Genomic DNA, 24,414 nt, shown 5'->3' with positions numbered 1-24,414 from the left:
GGGAAGATCGAACGCGACGGAAGGAATCCTGTGTCGCCTGGTGAGTTGTTCCGCACGCTTCGCCGCCGCTGGTACGTCCTCGTCCTGGTGGCGGTGCTCGCGGCGGCCGGGGCCCTGCAGGTGCTCCGCCCCACCCGGACCTACGTGAGCTCGGCGATCGTCGTGCTCAAACCGCCGGTGACCGGCAGCCAGCCGAACCAGCTCGCCAATCTGCAGCCTCCGCTCGCCGCCGTGTCCTACGCCGCGGTCCAGCAGCTGGAATCGTCCGCCGGCACGGCCGAGTTGCGTGCGGCGGGCGTGACGGGCACCTACCGGCTGATCCCCCGCAACAGCGGCACCAGCGTCACCCCCCGCTATCTGATCCCCTCGCTCCAGGTGCAGGCGGAGCACGCGGATCCCGCCGCGGCCAACCTGGCCGTACTGAAGGTCGTCGAGGCCTATACGAAGCACCTCGCGGACATGCAGGCCGAGCAGCAGATCCCGGACAGGGCGCGAATGAGTACGACCCTCCTCGTACCGCCGACCGCGGTCGCGCAGACCGGGACCAAGAGCCGCGCTCTGGTCGGGACGGCGCTGCTGGCCGGGGTCTGTGCGGTGGCCGCCGCCCTGTGGACCGACCAGCTCGTGACACGCCGGAACCGGCGCCGGCGCGAGAGCGCAGGCACCGGTCCGGTGAACGAGGCCGAAAGCCCGGTGCCGGCGGCCGCGGCGGCCCGCTGAGGAAGCGGGCTGCCGGGCCGACGGTGCCCCGCGGAGGGGGCGGTGGTGCTGTTGGTGCTGTTGGTTCATCAAATCCCTCGGCGTTTCCAGGACTGCCACCAGAGCCATTCGCGTCCCCGGTCGGCGACGGCCGAGAGCACCAGCGGCTGGAGGTACGGCATCGCGCGGGCCCCGATCCGCCGGCGCCGGCGCAGCGCCCGGTACTCCGCGAGCGCCGTGTATCCCGGCAGGCACTCGGCGGCGAACGCCTCCAGCTCCTCTACCGGAACCACCCCGGTGCGCCCCCGGTCGTACGCGCGGTAGGCGCGCCGCAGCGCGTACCGGGCGAGCCGGGTCCGCGCCAGGGCCGACAGCCGGCCGGCCTGCGGGAGCAGGCCGCCGCACTTCTCCAGTACCGAGTCGAAGGCGACGAGGCGCTGGCGCAGGTCGTCGAGCTGTCCGCCGAAGTCCGTGGTGGACATGTTGTTGCCGTGGACACGGTAGAAGGCCTGGTCGGCCCCGCGGACGTAGCCCACGTCGGCGTGCGCGGCGAGCCGCATCCACATCTCGATGTCGCCGGCGTGCGGGAGCTCGGGGTCGTAGCCGCCGACCTTGCGCTGGAGGCTGGTGCGGACGACCACCTCCGGTGAGGTGATGCACCCGGTGCCCTCCCGGAAGCGCCGCTCCAGCCACCACTGGCCGGGGTAGACCACGGAACCGGTGCTCCGGGTGCGGGCCGCGGGCAGTGGTCCGCCGTGCTGGAACCGCAGCGGCCTGCCGTACGCGAAGCCGGCCTCGGGGTGTGCGTCGAGCAGGGCCGCGGCGCGTACCAGGGCCCCGGGGACGAGCCGGTCGTCGGCCGAGAGCAGGGCGACGTAGTCCCCGTCGGCCCACTCCAGCAGACCCTCGTTGTAGGTGGCGATGTGGCCCTGGTTGCGCTCGTGGACCCGGACTTCGATCCGGGGGTCGGCGGCCGCCAGGGCGCGCGCGACCTCCGCGGAATCGTCGGGCGAGGCGTCGTCGATGATCAGTACCCGTACGTCGACGCCTTCCTGCTCGTCCAGGACGCTCTTGACGCAGTCGGCCAGGAAGTGGCCGTACTTGTAGCAGGGGATCACCACGCTGACCGTGCTCACTGGCCGGACACCTCCGTGGAGCCGTCCGCCGCGAGGGCGGCCGGCGCCGTGGTGGTGAACACCGGGCCGACCCAGTAGTTCACGGAGCCGAAGGTGTTGGTGGGGAAGGCGGCGGAAGCACCGTACTTGTAGAGGCCGTTGGCGCCGCCGCTGCCGTCGGCCGGGGCGACCAGCGGGTAGGAGCGGTGCGCGGCCGTGAAGTAGCCGCCGTCCACGGCGTACTTGCCGTTCGGCGCGTGGTAGGAGGCCACGTAGCTGGTGCCCGCGGTGATGGGCACCGGGGTGGCGAAGTGGAGCTGCTGCCAGCCGGACAGGGTCTCGCTGCCGAAGGTGCCGGTTGCGAGGAGCGTGCCGGTGGCCGACCACAGGCTGCCGGTGTGCGTGCCGGTGTTCCCGGGTCCCTTGTAGAAGGTGATGCCGGTGACGTATCCGCCGACCGCGGACTGGAAGCGGGTGCCCAGTTCGACGGAGTTGGTGTCGTCGGTGACGCTCGGGGTGCTCGGGACGGTGGAGGACCCCCACAGGGTGCAGGGGCAGTTGACCGTCGGCGGGCTGGTACTGGTGGTGAACGTCCAGGTGACCGGCGCCGCCATGGTGTTGCCCCACAGGTCGGATGCCTGCACCGATGCCGTGTACGTGGTGTTCAGCCCGAGTTCGGTGGACGGGGTGAAGGTGGCGCTGTTGGAGGCGCTGAGGACCTTGTTGCCGGGGACGGTGGCCCCGTTGGAGTCCTTGAGGGTGAAGGCGAGGGTGTCGGCGTCGATGCCCTCGTTGAAGGTGGCGCCCAGCTGCGTGGTGATCGCGGTGCCGACAGCCGCGGACTGCGGGGTGGTGGAGGTGACGGAGGGCGGTGTGGTGCTCGCGGTGGAGGTGTCCAGGACGGCGTCGACCCAGTAGTTGCTGCCGGAGGAGGCCGTGGACGGGAAGCCGCCCGTGGCGCTGTAGCGGTACACGCCGTTTCCTCCGTCGGTACCGCTGCGCAGCGCGGTCAGCGGGGCCAGCCCCGCGTCGGCGGTGGCGAAGGTGTTGTCGAAGGAGTAGCCGCCGTTGGGGGCGAAGTAGGAGGCGATGTAGGTGGTGTTGGCCTTGACCGGGACCGGCGAGGAGAAGTTCAGCTGCTGCCAGCCGGACGCCGTCTCGTTGGTGAAGGTACCGGTGGCCAGACGCTGGCCGGTGCTGCTCCACAGGCTGCCGGTGTGGGTGCCGGTGTTGGCGGGGGACTTGTAGAAGCGTACGCCCGTGATGGAACCGGGGGCCGAGGCCCGGATCTTCACGCCGAGTTCGACGGCGCTGCCGTCGCCGGCGTTGACGGTGCCGGGAACGGCCGCGGCCGGCCAGACGGTGCAGGGGCACTGCTGGGGGCCCACGGTCAGCGGGACGGTGGTGGTGGCGCCGATGTTGACGCTGTCGTCCACCGCCCGGACCTTGACCTGTACGGCGCCGGGGGCGGTCGGGGTCCACTTGTAGCTCCAGGAGCCGACCCCGGTGGTGGCCTTCCAGGTGGTGCCGCCGTCGGTGGAGACCTCGACGCGGGCCACGACGCCGCCGGTGTCGGTGGCGGTGCCGGTGATGGTCACCGGCCGCAGTGCGGGGACGGTGGCGCCCGCGGCGGGGCTGGTCACCGTGACGGCCGGTCCGGTGGTGTCGGTGGAGGCGGTCGAGGCGACGAGGTCGCCCTGCAGGGACTTGGGCTGCACGCCCATGTCCGCGAAGACGTTCACGGTGGCCTGCTGCATCCGCTTGTCTGCGGTGACCACGGTGTCGTCGGGGTTGCTCGTGGGCATGTTGGTCAGGCCCCAGGACCACTGCACGGTGGCCGAGCCGAAGACCAGTGCGTGCGAGGTCTGGTCACGGAAGGCGACGAGGCTGTGGGTGGCGGTGCCGTTGCCGTAGGTGTTGCCGTAGTCGAGGCGCAGTTTGCCGTCGTTGATGTCCACGGTGGTCGACGACAGCTGGATCTGGCCGGGCGGGCGGGCCGCGTCCTCCACGTCGCTGTCCCATTCGTAGCCGAGGGTCCCGACGGGGAAGGTGGCGGTCTGGGACGGGGTGAGGGAGGCGACGGTGGTGTTGCGCCACAGCCTCATCTTGGCGAAGGAGCCGGGGACGGTGATGGCGTCGCTGCGGTACCCGTTCACGCTGAACAGCGAGCCGGTCAGCTGGTTCTGCGGCTGGTAGGGCCGTCCGTTCGTGGAGCTGGCCGGGTCCATGAAGGTGCCGGTCCAGATCCCGCTCGGGTCGGGGACGCCGTTGGGCTGGGGGAAGGAGAGCTTGGTCTCCTTGTAGCAGACCAGTGTCCGGTTGGCGGTGTTGGTCCCGTCGTTGCTGGGGGCCAGACGGGTCTTCCAGAAGATCTCGTTGCCGCTGAAGTAGGTCTGGTTGACGCCGGCCCGGCGGGCGGCGAGGGCGTTGGTGAACTGGTCCTGGGTCCAGTACTCGTCGTGTCCCGAGGACATGAAGACCTTGTGGTTCTGCAGCGGGATCGCGCCGCGGGTCGACATGTCGATGCCGGAGATGTAGCTGACGTCGTAGCCGTTGCGTTCCAGCCAGGAGAGCATCTGGTATTCGGAGCCGTAGATGCCGTTCTCGCCGCCGATGTCCATGGGCCGGTTGTAGCTGACCTCGTAGGCCCGGCCGTCGGGGGCGGGGCCCCCGCCTCCGTAGAGGTCCTGGCCGCCGTAGTCGTTGTACGCCTGCCAGGTCTGGTCGCTGGTCTGGACGACGATGTCGGAGTGGCTGGAGTCGTTGCGGACGACGAACGGGTACGGCATCACCCCGTTGCCGTCCGCCTGGTCGAAGTTGGCGATGTACAGACCGGACACGGCGTCGGAGGGCACCGTCCACGTCGCGGTGACGGGCCAGTTGCCGCAGTCGACCAGGCCGGTGGCGGGCTTGGTGGTGCAGCTGCGGGGGTTGCCGCCCGGCAGGAAGTTCGCCGGGTAGGTCTGGGCCGCCTGTGCCGCGGTCGACAGCAGGCGGGCCCCGTTGCCCCCGTAGTAGCCCAGCCGGTAGACCGAGACGTGGTACGGGGTCGACGACTGCACCTTGAACTGCACGGTGTCGCCTGCCTGGACGCTCATCTGGGCGCTGAAGCCCTTGATGTCGCCGTAGGCGCTGGGCGCGAACCAGTCGGACATCGGCGTGCCCGGTTTGGAGTTCTCGCACACGATCGCGTTGGTGCCGGGACCGCAGGGGTCCACGGCGCCCGCCACCGCCGACGGTAAGAGCGCGGTCATGAGCGCCGCGACCACGGTGAAGAGGCCGTACCGGATCAGCCTTGTCCGTCTGTTCATCTGTACCTCTTTGTTCTGCGTCAGAGCAGGGCGCTCGTGAGGGCGTCCACGACCCGCTGCTGCTGGGCGGCGGTGATCTGTGGGAAGAGCGGGAGGGAGAGCATCCGGTCCGCGGCCTGCTCGGCGTGGGGGAAGTCCCCGCGTCCGTGGCCAAGATGGCGAAACGCCGGGGTGAGGTGCACCGGGGCCGGATAGTGCACGCCGGCTCCGATGCCCTCGGCGTTGAGCTTGCCGACGACCGCGTCGCGGTCCGCACCACTGACCCGGACGACGTACAGGTGCCACACGTGGACGTTGCCCTCCGCCGTGACCGGAAGGGTCAGGCGTCCGGCGCCCGCCAGATCGGCCAGCAGCCGGTCGTAGCGGGCGGCGCCGGCGCGGCGGGCCGCGTTGCCGTCGGCGAGGCGGGCCAGCTTGGCCCGCAGCACCACGGCCTGGAGGCCGTCCAGCCGGCTGTTGAACCCGGCCACGTCGTGCCGGTACTTGGCGACACCACCGTGGTTGGCCAGGGCCCGTACGAGGTCGGCCGTCTCCTCGTCGTCGGTCACCACCGCGCCCGCGTCGCCGTACGCGCCCAGGTTCTTGCCCGGGTAGAAACTGGTCGCGGCGATCCCGCCACTGCCGGGAGAGCGTCCGTCGCGGGTGGCGCCCTGGCTCTGTGCGGCGTCCTCGACGACCTTGGCGTGGCCGGGCAGCGCTGCGGCCAACTCCGCCGCGGCGGCGCACTGCCCGTACAAGTGGACCGGGACCACGGCGCGCGTTGCCTTCCCCACCGCGTCCAGCGCGGCCTGCGGGTCCATCAGCAGGGTGTCGGGCAGGCAGTCCACCAGGACCGGCCGGGCGCCGATCCGGGCGACGGCGCCGGCGGTGGCGATGAACGTGTTGGCGGGCAGCACCACCTCGTCGCCGACGCCCACCCCGCTGGCGCGCAGGGCCAGTTCCAGCGCGTCGGTGCCGTTGGCCACGCCGACGCAGTGGCCGGTCCCGGCGAATTCCGCGTACTCGCGTTCGAACGCGCGGACCTCCTCACCGCCGATGAAGGCGGTGTCGGCCAGCACGCGGTCGAATCCTGCGCGTAATTCCTGCGCGACTTCGGCGTGCGCCGCCTTCAGGTCCACGAGCGGTATCTGGTTCATCCGATTGTGCTCCCCATCCGTGTCTCCGGCCTGCGGCCGGTCTCCTCGCCATCGGCCCGCAGCTCGTCGAGCGCCGGGCCTCCCGCCTCGCGCAGCCGGCGGGCCGGGCTTCCGGCCCACACCTCGCCGGGCGGCACATCGGCCAGGACCGTGCTTCCCATTCCGGTCAGCGACCAGGCGCCGACCGTGGTGTACTCGCGGACCAGGGCGCCCGCGCCGACGTACGCACCCCGCCCCAGCCGCACCCCGCCGCCCAGGCGGACGCCCGAGGCGAGCGTTGCGAAGTCCCCGACCGTGTCGTCGTGGGTGAGGACCGCGTGGGGCATCACCACCACGTGGGCGCCCACCCGTACGGCCGCGGTCAGCACGCAGTGCGCGAGCAGCACCGAGCCCGCGCCGAGCACCGAGGACGCCGAGACCGCGGCCGTGGGGTGGACCACGGTCGCGTACCGGCTCTCGGGCAGGGCCAGGCGGCGTACCAGGCGGGCCCGTACCGCGTAGTCGCGCGGACTGCCCACGCAGACCACGACCCGGGCGTCCGGCCGCTGGTGCACCAGGTCGCTGCCGCCCAGGACCGGCACCCCGTCGACGTCCCGGCCGTGCAGGGCGGGGTCGTCGTCCAGGTGCCCGGCGAGGCGCCACCGCGGGGCGCGGCCGCGCCCCAGGTCGGCTGCGCCCGCGTCGCGAACGGCCTGGGCCGCCTCCCGGGCGAATCCGCCCGCGCCGACGACCAGCAGGTCTTCGGTGGCCGGGCCGTCCGGGGCGGTCATCCGGCGGCCTGTCCGCGCAGCACGGCCACCACCCGGTCCTGCTGGTCCTGCGTCATGGTGTGGAACAGCGGCAGGATCAGCGAGTCGCGGCTGATCCGCTCGGTCACCGGCAGCGGGGCCGCCCCGTGCCCGGCGTACGCCGGTTCCAGGTGCGAGGCCATGATCCCGCGCCGGGCCGAGATCCCGGCCTCGGCCAGCACCGCGAGGAGTTCGTCCCGGCCGACCGGGAAGTCCTCGGCCAGCAGCACCCAGTACGACTGGAAGTTGCCCTCGCCGTGCGCGGGGTCCCGGACGGGGCGCAGGCCGGGGATTTCGGTGAGCAGCTGTCCGTACCGGGCCGCCAGTTCGCGGCGGCGGGCCACGATCGCGTCCAGCTTGCCGAGCTGTACCAGGCCGACCGCGGCCTGGATGTCGGTCATCCGGTAGTTGTAGCCGACCTCAAGGTAGCTCTCGGCGATCGGCTTGCTGCTGGCGTGCCGCTGCGCCGCGGACACGTTCATGCCGTGTTCGCGCAGCCTGCGCAGGCGCTGCGCCCACCGGTCGTCGTCCGTGGTGACCATGCCGCCCTCGCCGGTGGTGATCACCTTGCGGGGGTGGAAGGACCATGCGGCGAGCAGGGCGCCGTGGCCGACGGACTTGCCGCCCACGGTCGCGCCGATCCCGCAGGCCGCGTCCTCGACCAGCGGGACGCCCCAGTCGGCGCAGGCCGCGCGCAGGGCGTGCACGTCCGCCGGCACCCCGCCCTGGTGGACGGCGAGCACCGCCTTCGTCCGCGGGGTGCGTACGGCGCCCACGGTGTCGGGGGTCAGGTTCCCGGTGGTCTCCTCGACGTCCGCGAACACCGGGTGCGCGCCCACGTAGCGCACTGCGTTGGCGGTGGCGATGAACGACAGCGAGGGCACGATCACCTCGTCGCCGGGGCCGAGGTCCAGCGCGATCAGCGCCAGGTGCAGGGCGGTGGTGCACGAGCTGACGGCGATGCCGTGCTCGGCGCCCACCCGCTCCGCGAAGGCCCGCTCGAACTCGGCGACGCGGGGGCCCTGGGCGACCCAGCCGGAGAGCACCGCGTCGGCGGCCGCCCGCGCCTCCTCCTCGCCGAGCCACGGGACCATGACGGGAATGCGGCCGGGCGCGGGCTCCGGGGCGGGGACGGGGTCCGGGGCGGGGACGGGGTCCGGGGCGGGGACGGGGTCCGGGGCGGGCACGGGGTCCGGGGCGGGCACGGGCCGGGCGGCACTCATCGGCCGGCCTCCCCGCCGGCGGCGCCCGCGGCCGCGTCCGCCGCACGTTCGGCCCGCCACCAGTCCACCAGGTCCCGCAGTCCGCGGCGCATGTCGATCTCGGCGGTGAAGCCGAGCCGCCCCGAGGCCTGCGAGGTGTCCGCGAGTCGCCGGGTGACCCCGTTGACGGCGCGGGCGGGGCCGTGCTCCGGCTCCATCGCCTCTGCGCCCATGGCCTCCAGCAGTCCGACCGCGAGCTCGCGCAGGCTGGTCTCGGTACCGCTCGCGACGTTGAACACCTCGTCGGTCAGGTCCGACTCGGCGGCGAGCAGGTTGGCCCGCGCGATGTCCCTGACGTCGGCGAAGTCCATGGTCTGGGTGCCGTCGCCGAGGATCAGCGGCGGCTCGCCCGCGGTGATCCGCTCCATCCACCGGATCAGCACCTCGGTGTACAGCCCGTGGATGTCCATCCGGGGCCCGTACACGTTGAAGTAGCGCAGCGCGACGTAGTCCAGCCCGTACATGGCGTGGAAGCTGCGCAGCATCCCCTCGTTGAAGGCCTTCGCCGCCCCGTAGAAGGTGTCGTTGTTGTACGGGTGGTGGCGCTCGGTGGTCGGGAAGGTCTCCGCCAGCCCGTAGACCGAGGCCGAGGAGGAGGCGACCACCTTGCCCACGCCTGCGGCGACCGCGGCCTCCAGCACGTTGAACGTGCCGTCGACCAGCACCTCGTTCGCCAGCCGCGGCTCCTCCGCGCACTGGGTGATCCGGATGGCCGCGAGGTGGAACACCAGCTCGGCGCCCTCGGTCGCCTTGCGCACGGCGGCCGTGTCGCGGATGTCCCCCTCGACGACGTCCACCACGCCGCTCTTCACGGCGCGGGCCAGGTTGGCGGCCCGCCCCCGCACGAAGTTGTCGAGCACCACGACCTCGCGCGCCCCGTTGTCCACCAGCAGGTCGACCACGTGCGAGCCGATCGTGCCCGCTCCTCCGGTGACCAGAATCCTCTTGCCTCGTACGCTGCTCAACGCCCTGCCCCTACTGAGTCGGTCATGGTGTCTCCTGCTGCGCCCGGAGCGGTGTGCGCGGCTCCGGGCGCGAGGGTCCTGCGAGCGGTCCTGCGGACGGTCCCGCGGACGGTTGCGGAAACGGTCAAGGGCCGGTGCGAAGCCCGACGACCGCGCCGCGGAATTCCAGGCTCCGGGAGGCCGCTTCGAGGATGTCGAGCACCTGGAGGCCCGAGCGGCCGTCGGTCAGCGCCGGTCGCCGTGTCCGGACGGCGGCGGCGAACTCCTCGACCATGCTGCGCAGGGCCTCCTTCTCGCCGAGCGCGGGCGCCACCATGTCGCCGGACCGGTAGGAGACGAGCATGTCGCGGCGTTCGTCCGCACCGATCTCCTGCGGAGCGGTCATGTCCACCCCGCGGTCGAACACCGCGATGCGCTGGGTGGGGTTGAGGTCGTCCCACACCAGGGTGCGCTTGGAGCCGCCGACCATCGTCGTGCGGACCTTGACCGGGGACAGCCAGTTGACGTGCACGTGCGCGATGGCGCCGGTGTTGAGCGTGAGCGTCAGATAGGCCACGCAGGACTGGCCGGCGCCGATCGGGTCGGCCCCGTGCGCGGCGACGGCGACGGGCCGCACGTTCTCCGGGAGGATGAAGTCGAGGACCGAGAGGTCGTGGGGGGCCAGGTCCCACAGGACGTCGACGTCCTTCTGGACGATGCCCAGGTTGATCCTGACCGAGTCGACGAACTGGATGTCGCCGAGCGCGCCGGAGCGGACCATGTCCCGGATGCGGACCACCGCGGGGGTGTAGCAGTAGGTGTGGTCGCACATGAGGGTGAGGCCGCGCGCCTCGGCCTCGGTCACCAGGCGCAGACCGTCCTCGTACGTCGCGGCGAGGGGCTTCTCCACGAGGACGTGCTTGCCGGCGCGCAGGGCGGCCAGCGCCACGTCGAGGTGGGTGCCGGCCGGGGTGGCCACGGCGACGGCCTCGACGGCCGGGTCGGCCAGGACCGCCTCGTAGTCCGAGGTCGCCTGGACGGTGGAGTAGCCGCCGAGCACCTGCCGGGCCCGGTCGATGTTCAGATCGCAGAGCCAGCGCAGCCGGAACTCCGGGCTGGACTGGAAGTTGCGGACGAGATTGGGGCCCCAGTAGCCCGCGCCGACGACGGCAACGCCTAACGGCTCCATCCGCCGCGGACCTGCGGCCTCTGCGGCTCCTGCGGTGCGCCCCGCGAATTTCACGGTGTCTTTCGCAGCGTCTTTCGCGGTGTCTTTCCCGGTGTCGTTCACAGCGTTCCCCTTCCTTCCACGCACGCCCGCGGGCGTGTCGACAACCCATGGCGGGGACGCGTGCGAAGGAAGGGGGTGCCGCCGACAGCCGGCCGGGACGCCTGCGCGACCCGTGCATGCCTGCCCAACGGTGATGGCCCCCCACAACCGATGCCTACGTGTTTCGACGTACTTTCCGCCCCCCGGCCGCCCGACGCCCCTCGCGCCGGTCCGGCCACGGGCAAGGCGGCCTGTTCCCCCAAGCCGCCGAACCCGAAACTACCTCAACTGCCCTGCTCCGGTTGGATTGCGGCGTCGCCGAAGCACGCCGAATCCGGTCGGCTGCGCTCAATCTAGACCACCGGGCCTACCCCCGGGGAGAGTTGGAGGAAACGGTCGGCTCAGCCGTTCGAGCATGCATACTTCCGGGGTGACCAGCATCGTGATCCCGGCCCACAACGAGGGCCGGGTCATCGGCCGGCTCCTCGACGCGCTCCTGGCCGACACCCCCGTCTCCGGGCCCGACATCGTCGTGGTGTGCAACGGCTGTACGGACGACACCGCCGCGGTGGCGGGTGCGCGGGGCCCCCGCGTACGGGTGGTGGAGATACCGACTCCCTCCAAACACAAGGCACTTCGGGCCGGGGACGAGCACGCGCTCGGCTTCCCCCGCCTGTACGTGGACGCCGACGTCGTGATCGGGGCCGCCGACGCACGGGCGTTGGCCGATGCCCTCGCCGCCAGTCCGGAGCTCCTCGCCGCGGCACCCGGCCGCGACATCCCGTTGGCCGGCTGCGCCTGGCCGGTCCGTGCGTACTACCAGGTCTGGCAGCGGCTGCCGGCGGTCCGCGAGGGGCTGTTCGGGCGGGGGGTCATCGCGGTGACCGAGCCGGGGCACGCACGGATCGCGGCCCTGCCCCCGCTGATGGCCGACGACCTGGCGGCGTCCCTCGCGTTCGCGCCGCAGGAGCGGCGCGTGGTCGAGGCGGCCCGGGTCGTGGTGCGTCCGCCGCGCACCTGGGCGGACCTGATCAGGCGCCGCGTCAGGGCGGCGACCTCGTCCGCCGAGCTGGAGCGCTTCCAGGCCTCGGGGGGACCGGGGGCGGCACAGGAGCCCTCCGGCAGGACACCGTCCGCGCGCACCGGCACGGGCGATCTGCGCGCCCTGCTCCGGGACCGGCCGAGCCTGCTCCCCGGGGTCGTGGTATTCGTCGTGGCGGCCCTCGCCGCCCGCCGGGGGGCCCGCAAGGCCATCCGGACCGGGGACTTCTCCACCTGGCTGCGGGACGAGAGCAGCCGGCAGGGCTAAGCCGCGGCACCCGGCCGAATCAGGCCGTACGCCACCCGGCCGGCCCGTACGACCACTAGGGTTTCACTCACACGTACGAGTGGCTCAGACCGTCGGCACCGGGAGCACGAGAGCATGTACCTCGCGGACCGCTCCGCGCCCGTCGGCGCGAAGACCGCACCGGACGGCGGGTCCGTGCGGGCCCCCGCAGTCGCCTCGGCCGTCCTCGCGCTGGGCGCGGTCAGCCTGATCACCGACGTCTCCTCCGAGATGGTCACGGCGGTGCTCCCGCTGTACCTGGTCGCCGGGCTGGGGCTGAGCCCGCTCGGCTTCGGCGCGCTCGACGGCGTCTACAACGGGGTCAGCGCGCTGGTGCAGCTGACCGGCGGCCACCTCGCCGACCGCATCCGCAACCACAAACTGATCGCCGGCATCGGGTACGGCCTGTCCGCCCTGTGCAAGCCGCTGCTGCTGCTCGCGCACAGCCTCGGCCCGGTGGGCGTGGTCCTCGCCCTGGAACGCACGGGCAAGGGGCTGCGCACCGCCCCGCGCGATGCGCTGATCTCCCTTTCGACACCCGCCGAGTTACAGGGCCGCGCCTTCGGCGTGCACCGCGCCATGGACACCACCGGGGCCCTGCTCGGCCCGCTCGCCGCGTTCTTCATCCTGAACGCGGCGGTGGGCGGGTACGACGCCGTCTTCGGCGTCAGCGCGTGCGTCGCGGTCCTCGGCGTCGTGGTGCTCGTGCTGTTCGTCCCCCCGGGGGCGGGCCCCGGCACGGCCGGCCCGGAGCCCGGCGCCTCCCCGAAGGCTGCCTCACCGAAGGCGAGTGCCCCGAAGCCGGGCGCGGTCAACCTGCGGGAAGCACTGGCCCTGCTGCGCCTGCCCCGGCTGCGGGCCCTGGCGGTCTGCACCGCCCTGCTGGGCCTCACCACCGTCAGCGACGCCTTCCTCTACCTCCTGCTCCAGGACCGCACCGGCATCCACGAGCAGTGGTTCCCCCTGCTCCCACTGGGCACCGCCGCCGTGTTCCTGCTGCTGGCCGTGCCGGCCGGCGCCCTGGCCGACCGCATCGGGCGCCGCACCGTGTTCCTCGCCGGGCACGCCCTCCTGCTCGCCGGGTACGGGCTGCTGCTGTGGGCCCCGCGCTGGCCCGGCCTCCCCTGGCTGGTCCTCGTACTGCACGGCTTGTTCTACGCCGCGACCGACGGGGTGCTGCCCGCCGCTGTCGCCGCGACCGTCCCCGCGAAGCTGCGGGCCACCGGCATCGCCCTCGTCGGCACCGGCCAGGCCCTGGCCCGCTTCGGCTGCTCGCTCGCCTTCGGCGCCGCCTGGACGGTCTGGGGCGCCGGTCCGGCGCTCGCCGCCGCCGCGGCCGGTCTGTGCTGCTGCACGGCCGTCGCCGGATTCGTACTCCGCCCGGCGGCCCCGGACACCGCCCCCGACCCGGCCGCACTCCCCCGAGGAACCCGATGACGCGCTCACGCCGACTGCTCGTACTCGCGGTGGCGGTGCTGCTCCTCGGCGGCCTCGGCACCGCGCTGGTACTGCGCGCCGCAGCCCGCGCCGAGCAGACTCAGGAGGGTGATCCGACGGTCGCCCAGGGCCGGGTCACGCTCGGGCAGCAGGACCGGCTGGCCTTCCTCAACGGGGCGCAGGGACCGCACCGCGGGGCCCTCGTCTCGGTGCCGGGTCAGGCACCCCAGGCCGAGCGAACCGCCTCGGGCCTCAACTGCCGCCGGTTCCATGCGTCCGCGGGGACCGGTGTGTGCCTGAGCTCCACGCCGGGCGCGCTCGCCCAGGACAACCAGGCCCTGATCGTCGACTCCGACCTGCGCACGCTGCACGGCTTCCCGCTCGCGGGCACCCCGTCCCGAGCCCGGGTCTCCCCCAGCGGCCACTTCGCCGCCTGGACCGTGTTCGTCTCCGGCGAGTCCTACGGCGCCGCGTTCTTCTCCACCCGCACCACGATCGTGGACACCCGCACCTGGGCCGTCGAACCGGACCTGGAGAAGTTCTCCATCGTGCTGGACGGCCGGCCCTACACCTCGGGCGACGTGAACTTCTGGGGCGTCACCTTCTCCAAGGACGACGACACCTTCTACGCGACCCTGGCCACCGCCGGCCAGACCTACCTGATCAAGGGCTCGATCGCGCGGCGCAGCGTCACCACCCTCGCCCAGAACGTGGAATGCCCGTCCCTGTCCCCGGACGAGACCCGGGTCGCGTACAAGAAGCGCGTCATGCGCGGCGCATCTCTGTGGCGCGAGCACGTACTGGACCTGCGGATGCTGAGGGAGCAGCCGCTCGCGGAGAAGCGCAGCGTGGACGACCAGGCACTCTGGCTCGACGACCGTACCGTCGCCTACGCCCTGCCCGCCGAGGGCTCCCCGGACACGACCGACCTGTGGACGGTCCCGGCGGACGGCTCGGGCGCTCCCCGCATCCTGACCCCGGCGGCCTCCTCCCCGACCCGCCTGGGCTGACGCCACCACGCCCCGGCGTACCCGCCCCCCTGCCGCCCCGACTCCCCATTCCCGGACGGGAGTTGCCGGCGGGCGGAGTGCGTCTGACACGGACGCCACAAAACGGCGGCGGGTCAGTTCCGCTTGTCCGCGAGGATACGGTCCGCCGCGTAGTGCGGGCATGTTGCCGTGTGCCAGGTCACCGTCAGTTTTCCGGCCTCCGCCGACAGGGTTCGCGCGGCTCCGTCCGTCGGGCCGGCCTGGCAGTAAGTGCACACCAGGGGTTGTGGCTTGGGAAACTCCAGCATGATCGTGCCCTTCCGCTCAGGCGCACTGGCGCACCGGATACGCCAACTCCTATCAAACCTGGGCGGAACACGGTCCTATACCTGCCGGTAGGTACTGAATTCCCTGCAACCCCGGCGGAGATGCACCGATGTACCTGAAGTAGCGTGCGGGGATGAGCATCCCCCCGCCCCCGCACTCCCCCGGTTCGTACGGACCCCCGCCGCAGCCGGTTCCGTACGGCGGGCAGCAGTACCCGCCCCATCCGCAGCAGCAGGGGTACCCGGGGCAGCACCGTCCTCCACAGCCGTACCACGGTCAAGGAGGCTGGGGGCAGCCTCCGATGGCGCCGCCGGGCGGCAGCCGGACCGGGCGGAACGTCGGGGTCATCGCGGCCACGGTGGTGGGGCTCATGGCGGTGGGGTTCGTGGTGAACCGGGTGAACGAGGCGGGCGCCCGGGCCGGCGGATCGGGTTTCCCCGCGGCCCGGTACCGGCTCACGGTGCCGAAGACGCTGCTGGGCGGCGCGTACCAGCTGTCCGAGGACCTCTCGCAGACCAAGGGCAAGGAGGCGCTCAAGGGAACCTACGACCCGAAGTCCCGCAACCTGCAGCCCGCAACCGCCCGGTACACGTCCGCTTCGCCGACGCAGCCGGGAGTCCTCGCCCTCTCCGGGATGTACGGCCAGTTCAAGGACCCGGCGGGCTCCCGCAGGAAGATGCTGCAGGGAGCCGCGGACTCCAACGGCGCGAGGATGGCGATCCCGCCGAAGGAGATCACGCCGGCCGGCTCCGGCATCACCCTGACCTGCCAGGTGCTGACCTCGGTCCAGGACGGCGGCGCCACGGCCACCCTGCCGATGTGCGCCTGGGCGGACGAGAACACGAGTGCCACGGTGGCCGTGGTCACCGCCGAGACCGCCGGGCAGAACCCGGCCTCCGTCGACCTCGACCAGCTGGCCGGGACGGCCCTCAAGGTCCGCGCGGAGGCGAGGCAGCCGATCAACTGACCGGCTGCCGTCAGGCCAGCAGCTTCGCCTTGGCCTGCTGGAACTCGGCCTCGGTGAGCGCGCCCCTGTCCTTCAGCTCGGCCAGCCTGTGCAGCTCGTCGACGCTCGATCCGCCCGCCGGGGCCGTTCCGGCCGTCGTGCGGATGTAGTCCTGGAACGCGGCCTCGTTCTCCCTCGCCTGCTTGACGTCCCGCTGGGTCATGCTCTTGCCGCGGGCGATGACGTAGACCAGTACGCCGAGGAAGGGCAGCAGGATGACGAAGATCAGCCAGCCTGCCTTGCCCCACCCGCTCATCTCGTGGTCGCGGAAGATGTCCGTGACGATCTTGAAGAGCAGGAACAGCCACATGATCCACAGGAAGAACCAGAGCATGGACCAGAAGACACTCAGCGCGGGGTAGTCGTCCATGGACGCCTCCTTCGGGCGGGCCCGATGCCCACGATCAGCAGTATTGGCGCGCGTACCGGGTTCCGCACGTCGAGCGGATGCCGAGCGGACCCGGTCCGGCATGCCCCGCGCCCTGCCGAACGGCATGACCTCCGTGCTCCTCCTGCCGCACCCCCGGCCACGGGCTCCCGCCGCGGGGCATCACCCGGTCGGGGCGCCTCCGCTCGCCGGATCACTGCCTGCGGGATTGCCTGAGGGTGGACCCGTAGGAGGGCTGACATGCCGAACAACGAAAGCCAGTCCGAGATCGCCGCGCTGCGGGCTCAGGTCGCTGCGCTGGAGGCGGAGGCCGCGAAGCGCAAGCCGCCCCACCACCGGCTGCGCTCGTTCCTGTCCGCGCTGCTGATCGTCATCGGCTGCATCCTGGCCCCGCTGGGCATCACCGCCGGCTGGACGTCCCAGATCGTGGGCAACACCGACCGGTACGTCGCCACCGTCGCCCCGCTCGCCTCCAACCCCGATGTGCAGGCCGCCGTCGCGAACCGGGTCACGGACGCGGTCATGGAGCACATCGATCTGTCCGCCCTGCTGGAGGACTTGGCCCCGGACCAGCGGCCGCTGCTGGAGAAGGCACTGGGCAAGCTGGGCAATTCGCTCGAAGGAGCGGTCCGGAGCTTCGTCCACGACAAGGCGGAGGACGTCGTCGCCTCGGATGCCTTCCAGACCGTCTGGACCGACGCGAACCGTGCGATCCACACCGCGCTCGTCCGGGCACTGACCGGCAGCGACGAGGGGGCCGTAAAGATCAACAACGACACGGTGACCCTCGACCTCGCCCCCGTGATCGACCGGGTGAAGACCAAGCTCGTGGACTCCGGGCTCAGTGTCGCCGCCAAGATCCCCGAGATTCACACCGACTTCACCATCCTCAAGTCGGACGACATCGGCCGGGTCAAGACCGGGTTCCGGCTGCTCGAAATCGTGGGCCTGTGGCTGCCGATCATCGCCGTGATCCTCGCGGCCGTGGGCGTGCTGATCTCCGCCCACCGGCGCCGCACCCTGGTCGCGGCAGCCCTCGGCTTCGCCTTCGCGGCGCTCGTCCTCGGTGTCGCCCTGACGGTATTCCGCACCGTCTACCTCAACGCGCTGCCCGACACGGTCTCGCAGCCGGCGGCCGGCGCCGTGTACGACGCGATGATCCGTCTCCTGCGCACCACGATCCGCATGGTCGTGGTCCTCGGCGTGGTGCTCGCCCTCGCCGCCTGGCTCTCCGGGCCGGGAAAGTACGCCACGGTGGTCCGCCAGGTGTGGCATTCCGGAATCGCCGCCACCCGGGCCACCGCCGACCGGCACGGCCTGCGCACCGGTCCGGTCGGTCCCTTCATCGGCGGCCACCGCGCCTGGATCACCTGGATCCTGGTGGCGGCCGCCGTCCTCGCCTACCTCCTGTGGTCGTACCCGACCGGCTGGGTCGTGGTGGGCCTCGCGCTCGCGCTCCTCTTCGCGCTCGCCGTGGCGGAGTTCCTCGCCGAGGACAGGGAGCCGGTCGAGGCCGGCACCCCGAAGCCTTCGTAGGCCCACGGGGGTCAGGGGCGAGGCGCCCCCGGGCTGGGCGCGTTTCACGGCCGGGGAACGCCACCCGCCGCCTCCGCCTCGCCGGCCGGCGGCCGGATCGGCCGACCGGCGGTGCGGCCCGGGCTCAGGCCGACTGCGCGGCCACCCGGCCGGAGGCGACCGCGTCCACGAGCGCCTGATGGTCGCGCTCGTTCAGGTCGGCATAGCTCTCCGCGAACCGCACCAGCGCCTGGTCGAAGACGTCGCCGCTGCCCAGATAGGCGGCGATGGCGATCCGGTCCCCCGACCGGGCGTGTGCCCGGGCCAGCGTGGTACTGCAGAGGTCGCCGAACGTCTTCATGCCGACCGGCTCCATGAGCGCCGGTTCGGGGGTTCCCTTCCAGTCCCGCAGCTGCCGCACGTAGAAGTCCCGCTCGCGGCCGTCGGGGCCCTTCGCCCGGTGCCAGCCGAGGAAGATGTCACTGGCTGCCTGCATCAGGCGCTGCCCGGCGACGACCCGTTCGCCCTGCATGGAGTACGCGCCGGGGCCGGCGTACGGGGCGAGGACCGACTCGCCGGCCTCCTTCGCCTGCAGGATCAGCGGGTCGCCGGCGTCCCGGCCCAGGAGCAGGATGATCCAGCAGCGGGTTCCCACGCTGCCGACGCCCACCACCTTGCGCGCCATGTCGACGACGGTGAACTGCCGCAGCAGGTGGCGCCGGTCCGACGGCAGGGTCTGACCGTAACTGTCGACGATGTCGCGGAGCTGATCCTCCAGCGTGCCGCGCTCGTCGTCCGGCAGCAGCTCCGAGAAGGGCGTGACCAGGGGCGGCATCGCTTTGAACCGGGGTGCCCCGTCGACCAGCTCGGTGAGTTTCCCTGCGGCCTGGAGGCTGTCGCGTCCGCGTGCCTTCGCCAGCGACTCGGACAGCCGCTTGCGCCCGCGTGAGCGCAGGGCGGTCTGGGCCAGCGCGCTGACCTGCTCCGCGTCGACCCTCGCGTACCAGACGTCGAGGTGGCGCATGGCGGCGTAGCGGCGCATCTGCTCGCGGTAGGACCTGCCTGCCGACCGGACGATCTCCGCGCGCTCGGGATCGGTGAAGCCGTTCTCCCTCCCGGCGATGGCCAGGCTCACGGCCAGCCGCTTGACGTCCCATTCCCAGGGTCCCGGCAGTGTCTCGTCGAAGTCATTGATGTCGAACAGCAGGTTCCGCTCCGGGGAGCCGAGGAGCCCGTAGTTCAGCACGTGGGCGTCACCGCAGAGTTGGACACGCAGGCCCGAGTCCGGTGTGCCGGCCAGGTCGGCGGCCATCACTGCGGCGGCGCCCCGGTAGAAGCGGAACGGGGACTCCGCCATCCGCCCGTAGCGGATCGGCACCAGGTCCGGCACCCGGCCCTCCGACTGCCGCTCCAGTACGTCCACCGGATCCTGCCGCTGCGCGGGCGGCTCGAATTCCCCGTTTCCGGAACGGGGCGTCTTGCGCCGGGCCGCACTGCCGAGGGCGGCCCGGTCCGCGGCGGACAGCCGACGCGTATCATTCTCCGCCTGTGCGGCATGCATTGCCATCGCCGTGCACCTCCAGGCCGCTCGGCCCCTGCTGCCCAGCATGGCACCCCCGGCACGGCGGTGCCGTACGGTGCCCGCCCTGCCGGAGCAGTGGTGCTCACCCCTGATCCGTCCACTGCCGGTTCGGGGCGGGGCTGCCCAGCCGCCGGGCGAGGAAGGGCTCCTGCGCCAGGACGGCACCCATGGTGACACCGATGGCGACGGCCACGCACACCACGATCAGCCATGACAGCAGGACGAAGACCGAACCGGCCGAACCGAACTGGCTCAGAGCCCGGTTGAGGGCGCGCGGCATGTAGAACTGCGCGGTCAGCGACAGGGCGGTGACGGCACCGGCGGTGAGCACCGCTCCCGGCAGCAGGGGCGGCCAGCCGATCAGACCGCCGAGCAGCAGGTGCTGGGTCCACCACCACACCAGCGTCATGAAGACGAGGGTGAGGGGGATGCCGAGCCAGAACCCGAGTCCGAACCCGGTGCGCACCGGTCCCTGCACGAGCAGTACGCCGATCCAGACGGCGATCCAGACGACCCAGCGCCAGATCGCGATCCGCACCCCCTTGCGCGGAATCTCCCACGCGCGTTTGCACAGCCTCTGCATGGCGCGGCTCACGGCGGTCGCGGACAGCAGCACCATGAGTCCGCCCACGAGGCCCACCGCGGCCTGGAGGTCCCCGTCGGAACTGCTGAAGATCGAGTCCAGCTGATGGCTCGCCTGGCCGTTGAGCCCGAACACCGCGCGCACCGATGAGATCAGTTGGTCCTGTACGGGTTTCGGGGCGAACGACGCGATGACGAAGACCAGGGGCACCGCGGTCAGGAAGCACTGCGCGGCGAGCCGCGTCGCGGAGTCGAAGATGTCCACCGACACCATGCGCTCCGCTATACGGGTGAGCACCGGGAAGCGGATCTCGGCGCGGCGGTGGAAGCGCCGCGCGGCGGCCGTCGCTTCGCGCGACCGGGTCCGCCACCACGAGAAGCGAGAGGCGCTGCCCGAGCCCTTGCCGGGATGCATCAGCGCCCCGCGGAGGGCGCGCGCGCCGCGGGAGGCGGACGGCTCGAAGCCCACGACGGCACCAGCAGGGCAGTCGTCGTCATGACGGCCTCCTTCGTGTGCGTCCAGGTTGGAGGATGCGGCCGGTGGCGGCATCTCGAACCGCGCCCGGATGTGCGAAGCCACGGGCGCGGTGCTGCAATGGGCTTAGGCAAGATCCGGATGAGACGGCCCGGGCGCCGGCTCCCGCCCACTGTGTGCCGGAGCCCACCGCCCGCGGACCAGCGGCCGGTGCGACGCCTTCCCTCCCCCAGCCGACAGGAGCAGCGCCATGAACAGTGAGGCCGAGGAACCCACCGGGATCGGCGACATCGAGGAATTGGGTCCTGTGGACTACGCCGTGGTCGAGTTCCCGGGGAACCGGATGACGGGCGAGGGATTCCCGATGCTCCTCGATCTCGTGGATCGCGGGGTGATCCGCATCTTCGACCTCGTCTTCGTCCGCAAGGACCTGGACGGCTCGGTGACGGCGGTGGAGCTGAAGGACTTCGCCGGGGACGTGGACCTCTCGGTCTTCGAAGGCGCCTCGTCCGGCCTGCTGGACCAGAGCGACATCGACGACGCCGGCAATGCGCTGGAACCCGGGAACTCGGCAGGGATCATCGTGTACGAGAACACGTGGGCGGCGCCCTTCGCCCGCGAACTGCGGCGCGGAGGTGCACAGCTCGTGGCCGCCGGCCGGATTCCGGTCCAGGCGCTGCTCGCTTCGCTGGATGCCATGGAGGAACCGCCCGCCGACGGATAGCGCCGGCGGCAGCCCCTTCACCACCCTCGTCGCCCCCCCTTTCGCAGCACCCCTGGAGATGAGCACCATGCCCGGACTTCTTCGCGGAGTCGCCCGTACCGCCGTCGTCGCCGGAACCGCCACCGCGGTGTCCAACCGGGTGTCCCGGCGGCAGGCCGGCCGGTGGGCCCAGCAGGAGGAGCAGCAGGCAGCGGCCGCCGCGCCGCCGCCTCCCCCGCCGGCCCCGGCGGCGGCCCCCGCCGACGACATGACCGCCAAGATCGATCAGCTCAAGCAGCTCAGCACCCTGAAGGAGCAGGGCGTGCTGACCGAGGAGGAATTCGCCGAGCAGAAGCGCCGGCTCCTCGGCTGACCGAGCACCCCTCACCGGACCATCCGGTGAGGGACGGGGGGACGGGGAGGGGACGGGGGACGGGGGACGGGGGACGGGGGACGGGGGACGGGAAGGAACGGCCCCATGACACAGCCGAATCGGCCGGGTCCGCAGCCACGACCCGAGCAGCCGGGTCCGGTGCCGGGACCCCTGCCGACCGCCCCCGCCCCCGTCGGCGCGACGCAGCCGGTGGAGGCCGACAAGCTCCGCGAACTGCTCCGCACTCCCGGGTACCTCAAGACCCTGGTGTTCTGCGGGCTCATCGGCATCCCGGTCTCGCTGGCCTCTTTCTGGTTCCTCGCCGGGATCCACGAGCTGGAGAAGCTGGTGTGGGCGGACCTCCCGAAGGCCCTCGGCCACGACGCTCCGCCGTGGTGGTGGCCGCTCCCACTCCTGCTCCTCTCGGGTGTCTGCGTCGGGCTGATCGTCACCCGTTTCCCCGGGGCCGGCGGGCACATCCCCGCTTCCGGCCTGCACGCGGGCGGCCCCGGATCCGCAGCCCTGCCCGGTGTGATCCTGGCGGCCGTGTTCAGCCTCCCGCTCGGTGCCACCCTCGGCCCCGAGGCCCCGCTCATCGCGCTGGGCGGCGGACTCGCGATCGCCTTCCGGCATCTCACCGGCGCACCGGAGACACCGATGAGCACCGCGCTGCTGGGCGCGGCGGGTGCTGCTGCGGCGATCGCCACCATCTTCGGCAATCCGCTGATCGCCGCCGTGCTGCTCATGGAGGTCGCGGGCGTGGGCGGGCCCCAGCTGTTCGCCGTCATGCTGCCCGCGCTGCTGTCCAGCGGCATCGGCTCGCTCGTCTTCACCGGTTTCGGCCGCTGGACGGGCCTGGAGACCGGCAGCCTGAAGGTGAAGTGGGACGTGGTCTTCCCCCGTCTGGACGCCGGTGACGTGGCCTGGCCGATCCTCATCTCCGTGGTCATCGCGGCCGGTGTGCACCTGATCCAGTACGGCGGCCGGCAGACCGCCGTACGCGTCGCCCGACGGCCCGTGCCCGTGACGGCGCTGTGCGGACTCGCCGCCGGTGCCTGCGCCGCCGCCTACACCCTGGGCACCGGCCGCTCGCCCGCGGACGTGGCCTCCTCGGGCCAGGCCACGCTGGCCGAGCTGGCCGCCGATCCGCAGGCCTGGAGCGTGGGCGCGCTGATCGCCGTCCTCCTCTGCAAAGGCGCCGCCTTCTCCCTGTGCCTGGGCAGTCTGCGCGGTGGCCCCATCTTCCCGTCGCTGTTCCTCGGCGCCGCGGCGGGCGTCCTTCTCGCGCCGCTGCCCGGGCTGGGCGCCGGCGCCGGGCTGGCGGCCGGGCTGGCCGCCGCCACCACGAGCGCGATGCGGCTGCCGGTCAGCAGTGCGGTGCTCGTGATCCTGGTGCTCGGCAGCACCGCGATGATGCCGGTGGTGATCCTGTCCGCGGTCGTCGCCTTCGTGGTCACCGAACTCCTGCCGGCCCGCCCGCCGGTCCCCTCGGTCCCGCAGGTCGGCCGCACGCCGCACCCCACCGCCCCCGCCCCGTAGCGGAGCCGCCGTCCGCGCACGACGGGGCGTACCGCAGCCCGGAGCCACGATGACCCCGCGCCTGGCACCGAACCCGCGGGGGCACGACCCGTCGGCGGGCGGCGTACCAGCCGTCAACCGGTGTGCGGTCCGTCGTCGGTGATGCGGAAACCACGTCCGCCGGACTTGGCACCGACGGTGGTGTCGCCACCTCCGACGACAGCACGGCCGGGCGACGTGCAGACTGCGCGTATGGCTACCCTGAACGGCTCCCCCGCCCCCCTCTCGGCACTCCAGGCCCTCGCACTCACCAATTACGGGCATTTCACCACCATGATGGTGGAGGACGGCGCGGTGCGGGGGCTGGCCCTGCACCTCGACCGGCTCGTCGGGGACTGCCGTACGGTGTTCGGGGCGGAGCTGGATCCCGAGTGGGTGCGGGAGTGCGTACGGAGGGAAGCCGGCGGGCGCGCGGGGGTGTTCATGGTGCGGGTCACCGTCTTCGACCCGGAGCTGGAGCTGACGGCCCCCGACCGTGCGGGACGGCCCTGCGTACTGGTGACGACCCGGCCCGCTCCGGGCACCGGCCGGCCGCTGCCGGCGCTGCGCGTGCAGCGGCTCGGCTTCCACCGCGACACGCCCTCGGTGAAGCACGTGGCGCTGTTCGGGCAGTTGCGGCTGCGGCGCGCGGCACGGCTCGCGGGCTTCGACGACGTGCTGTTCACCGGCTCGGACGGGCGGGTCTCCGAAGGCTGCACGTGGAACGTCGGCTTCGTCGACGAAGCCGGGACCGTGGTCTGGCCGGAGGCCGACGTCCTTCCCGGGATCACCATGCGGCTGCTCCGCGACGGCCGCGAGGGGCAGACCACGGCTCCGGTGACGGACGCCCGGCTGCGCTCCATGCGGGCCGCGTTCGCGACGAGCACCGGCATCGGGGTACGGACGGTGGCGGCCGTCGACGACGTGGTCTTCCGGACCGACGACCCGGTGGTCGGTGCGCTGCGGGAATCCTATGCCGCCGTGCCGCTTGACCGGCTGTGAGCGCGCTCGTGCCGTTCCGTTCTCCCGGCGTACGAAACCCGTCAGGAGCCCGCGACGGCCCGGTACGGCGCCCGGCGGTGCGGGCACTGCCGGGGCCTCGCCGCCCTGTCGGCCGCCGTCCGGTTCGGCCTGCTCGTGGCCTGGGAACCGGAGGAGCAGGACGTGACGCTGCACCACCGCGTGCGCCACGCGACGGACATAACGGGGCACGGACAAGGCCGCGCGACCGACTCCCGGCCTCAGCCGTCCGCCACCTGGGCCACCCAGCCGTAGGGGAGCTCCGCGCCGTCGACGGTCACCGCCTCGACCGTACGCGTCTCGGGATCGATGTCGGCCTGTACGCCCTCGCCCTCGTACCGCGGATAGCCCGAGGCCCCGACATCGCCGGTGGCCTCGACCAGCGCCGTGCGCAGCACGCCGCGGCGGGGCGATGCCTGCCCGGGCTCGGTGAGCCCCGGGCGCAGGACGACGGTGAACCGGCCGGGGGCCGAGGCGGGGTCGGGCGCATCGGAGGAGTTCATGCAGCCCAGGCTAAGGGTTGTCCCGTAACTGCTGGTCACGGGTGAGATGATCTTGGTGTGGCTAGTGTGATTACGGCGTCTGAGCCGTCCTGGATAGCCCCGTTC

At 72.4% G+C, this 24,414-nt stretch carries 21 protein-coding genes; 10 read left to right on the top strand and 11 right to left on the bottom strand.

Annotated elements, in window-relative coordinates:
* Positions 1-45: 45 nt before the first annotated feature.
* Positions 46-720: a hypothetical protein gene (locus ABTY04_RS31845; protein WP_352216902.1), complete on the top strand. Its 675-nt coding sequence runs from the start codon at positions 46-48 to the stop codon at positions 718-720.
* 68 nt (positions 721-788) lie between these two features.
* Here ABTY04_RS31845 and ABTY04_RS31840 read toward each other — a convergent pair whose 3' ends face one another.
* From ABTY04_RS31840 to ABTY04_RS31810, 7 genes are all read right to left on the bottom strand, one after another.
* Positions 789-1,835, bottom strand: coding sequence for a glycosyltransferase family 2 protein (locus ABTY04_RS31840; protein WP_352216901.1), 1,047 nt, complete (start codon positions 1,833-1,835; stop codon positions 789-791).
* Complete coding sequence (locus ABTY04_RS31835; protein WP_352216900.1) at positions 1,832-5,125, bottom strand: DUF4082 domain-containing protein; 3,294 nt, start codon at positions 5,123-5,125, stop codon at positions 1,832-1,834. The genes ABTY04_RS31840 and ABTY04_RS31835 overlap by 4 nt, the downstream gene beginning before the upstream one ends.
* A gap of 20 nt (positions 5,126-5,145) precedes the next feature.
* Positions 5,146-6,261: a DegT/DnrJ/EryC1/StrS family aminotransferase gene (locus ABTY04_RS31830; RefSeq protein WP_352216899.1), complete on the bottom strand. Its 1,116-nt coding sequence runs from the start codon at positions 6,259-6,261 to the stop codon at positions 5,146-5,148.
* Positions 6,258-7,031, bottom strand: a complete 774-nt coding sequence (locus ABTY04_RS31825) for a NeuD/PglB/VioB family sugar acetyltransferase (RefSeq protein WP_352216898.1) — start codon at positions 7,029-7,031, stop codon at positions 6,258-6,260. Before ABTY04_RS31825 ends, ABTY04_RS31830 begins: the two co-directional genes overlap by 4 nt.
* On the bottom strand, positions 7,028-8,272 hold the full coding sequence (locus ABTY04_RS31820; protein ID WP_352216897.1) for a DegT/DnrJ/EryC1/StrS family aminotransferase: 1,245 nt from the start codon (positions 8,270-8,272) through the stop codon (positions 7,028-7,030). Before ABTY04_RS31820 ends, ABTY04_RS31825 begins: the two co-directional genes overlap by 4 nt.
* Complete coding sequence (locus tag ABTY04_RS31815; RefSeq protein WP_352216896.1) at positions 8,269-9,276, bottom strand: NAD-dependent epimerase/dehydratase family protein; 1,008 nt, start codon at positions 9,274-9,276, stop codon at positions 8,269-8,271. The genes ABTY04_RS31820 and ABTY04_RS31815 overlap by 4 nt, the downstream gene beginning before the upstream one ends.
* A 124-nt stretch (positions 9,277-9,400) precedes the next feature.
* On the bottom strand, positions 9,401-10,444 hold the full coding sequence (locus tag ABTY04_RS31810) for a Gfo/Idh/MocA family protein (RefSeq protein ID WP_352216895.1): 1,044 nt from the start codon (positions 10,442-10,444) through the stop codon (positions 9,401-9,403).
* Between the two features lie 511 nt (positions 10,445-10,955).
* On the opposite strand from ABTY04_RS31810, the gene ABTY04_RS31805 reads away from it, so the two are divergent.
* The 4 genes from ABTY04_RS31805 (at position 10,956) to ABTY04_RS31790 (ending at position 15,572) form a co-directional block, all read left to right on the top strand.
* Positions 10,956-11,834: a glycosyltransferase family 2 protein gene (locus ABTY04_RS31805; protein WP_352216894.1), complete on the top strand. Its 879-nt coding sequence runs from the start codon at positions 10,956-10,958 to the stop codon at positions 11,832-11,834.
* A gap of 114 nt (positions 11,835-11,948) precedes the next feature.
* The gene (locus tag ABTY04_RS31800; protein WP_352216893.1) at positions 11,949-13,289 is read left to right on the top strand and encodes an MFS transporter; all 1,341 of its coding nucleotides are present in this window, start codon (positions 11,949-11,951) and stop codon (positions 13,287-13,289) included.
* Positions 13,286-14,299: a TolB-like translocation protein gene (locus tag ABTY04_RS31795; RefSeq protein WP_352216892.1), complete on the top strand. Its 1,014-nt coding sequence runs from the start codon at positions 13,286-13,288 to the stop codon at positions 14,297-14,299. The genes ABTY04_RS31800 and ABTY04_RS31795 overlap by 4 nt, the downstream gene beginning before the upstream one ends.
* Positions 14,300-14,738: 439 nt before the next feature.
* Entirely contained in the window at positions 14,739-15,572 is an 834-nt protein-coding gene (locus ABTY04_RS31790) for a hypothetical protein (protein ID WP_352216891.1), read from the top strand.
* 10 nt (positions 15,573-15,582) lie between these two features.
* Here the strand turns inward: ABTY04_RS31790 and ABTY04_RS31785 are convergent, their stop codons facing one another.
* Positions 15,583-15,981: an SHOCT domain-containing protein gene (locus ABTY04_RS31785; protein WP_352216890.1), complete on the bottom strand. Its 399-nt coding sequence runs from the start codon at positions 15,979-15,981 to the stop codon at positions 15,583-15,585.
* A gap of 258 nt (positions 15,982-16,239) precedes the next feature.
* On the opposite strand from ABTY04_RS31785, the gene ABTY04_RS31780 reads away from it, so the two are divergent.
* The gene (locus tag ABTY04_RS31780) at positions 16,240-17,535 is read left to right on the top strand and encodes a hypothetical protein (RefSeq protein WP_352216889.1); all 1,296 of its coding nucleotides are present in this window, start codon (positions 16,240-16,242) and stop codon (positions 17,533-17,535) included.
* Between the two features lie 124 nt (positions 17,536-17,659).
* Here the strand turns inward: ABTY04_RS31780 and ABTY04_RS31775 are convergent, their stop codons facing one another.
* Positions 17,660-19,081, bottom strand: coding sequence for a DUF2252 domain-containing protein (locus ABTY04_RS31775; protein ID WP_502996756.1), 1,422 nt, complete (start codon positions 19,079-19,081; stop codon positions 17,660-17,662).
* 97 nt (positions 19,082-19,178) lie between these two features.
* Positions 19,179-20,258 carry a YhjD/YihY/BrkB family envelope integrity protein gene (locus ABTY04_RS31770; protein WP_352216888.1) on the bottom strand — a complete coding sequence of 360 codons (1,080 nt, stop codon included), beginning with the start codon at positions 20,256-20,258 and terminating at the stop codon, positions 19,179-19,181.
* Between the two features lie 145 nt (positions 20,259-20,403).
* Here ABTY04_RS31770 and ABTY04_RS31765 point away from each other — a divergent pair, with 145 nt between their 5' ends.
* The 4 genes from ABTY04_RS31765 to ABTY04_RS31750 all read left to right on the top strand — a co-directional run bounded on the left by ABTY04_RS31765 (position 20,404) and on the right by ABTY04_RS31750 (position 23,788).
* On the top strand, positions 20,404-20,877 hold the full coding sequence (locus tag ABTY04_RS31765) for a DUF6325 family protein (RefSeq protein ID WP_352216887.1): 474 nt from the start codon (positions 20,404-20,406) through the stop codon (positions 20,875-20,877).
* A 67-nt stretch (positions 20,878-20,944) separates the two neighbouring features.
* Positions 20,945-21,229 carry an SHOCT domain-containing protein gene (locus ABTY04_RS31760; RefSeq protein WP_352216886.1) on the top strand — a complete coding sequence of 95 codons (285 nt, stop codon included), beginning with the start codon at positions 20,945-20,947 and terminating at the stop codon, positions 21,227-21,229.
* Positions 21,230-21,334: 105 nt separating this feature from the next.
* Positions 21,335-22,768 (top strand): chloride channel protein, encoded by a 1,434-nt coding sequence (locus ABTY04_RS31755; protein WP_352216885.1) that lies wholly within the window; start codon positions 21,335-21,337, stop codon positions 22,766-22,768.
* A 231-nt stretch (positions 22,769-22,999) separates the two neighbouring features.
* Positions 23,000-23,788, top strand: a complete 789-nt coding sequence (locus tag ABTY04_RS31750; RefSeq protein ID WP_352216884.1) for an aminotransferase class IV — start codon at positions 23,000-23,002, stop codon at positions 23,786-23,788.
* Between the two features lie 239 nt (positions 23,789-24,027).
* Here ABTY04_RS31750 and ABTY04_RS31745 read toward each other — a convergent pair whose 3' ends face one another.
* Positions 24,028-24,309, bottom strand: coding sequence for a hypothetical protein (locus ABTY04_RS31745; protein ID WP_352216883.1), 282 nt, complete (start codon positions 24,307-24,309; stop codon positions 24,028-24,030).
* Positions 24,310-24,414: the final 105 nt, after the last annotated feature.

This window comes from Streptomyces sp. NPDC097981 (assembly GCF_040302565.1).
Lineage (GTDB): Bacteria > Actinomycetota > Actinomycetes > Streptomycetales > Streptomycetaceae > Streptomyces.
This window is presented reverse-complemented; position numbering and strand designations above follow the sequence as displayed.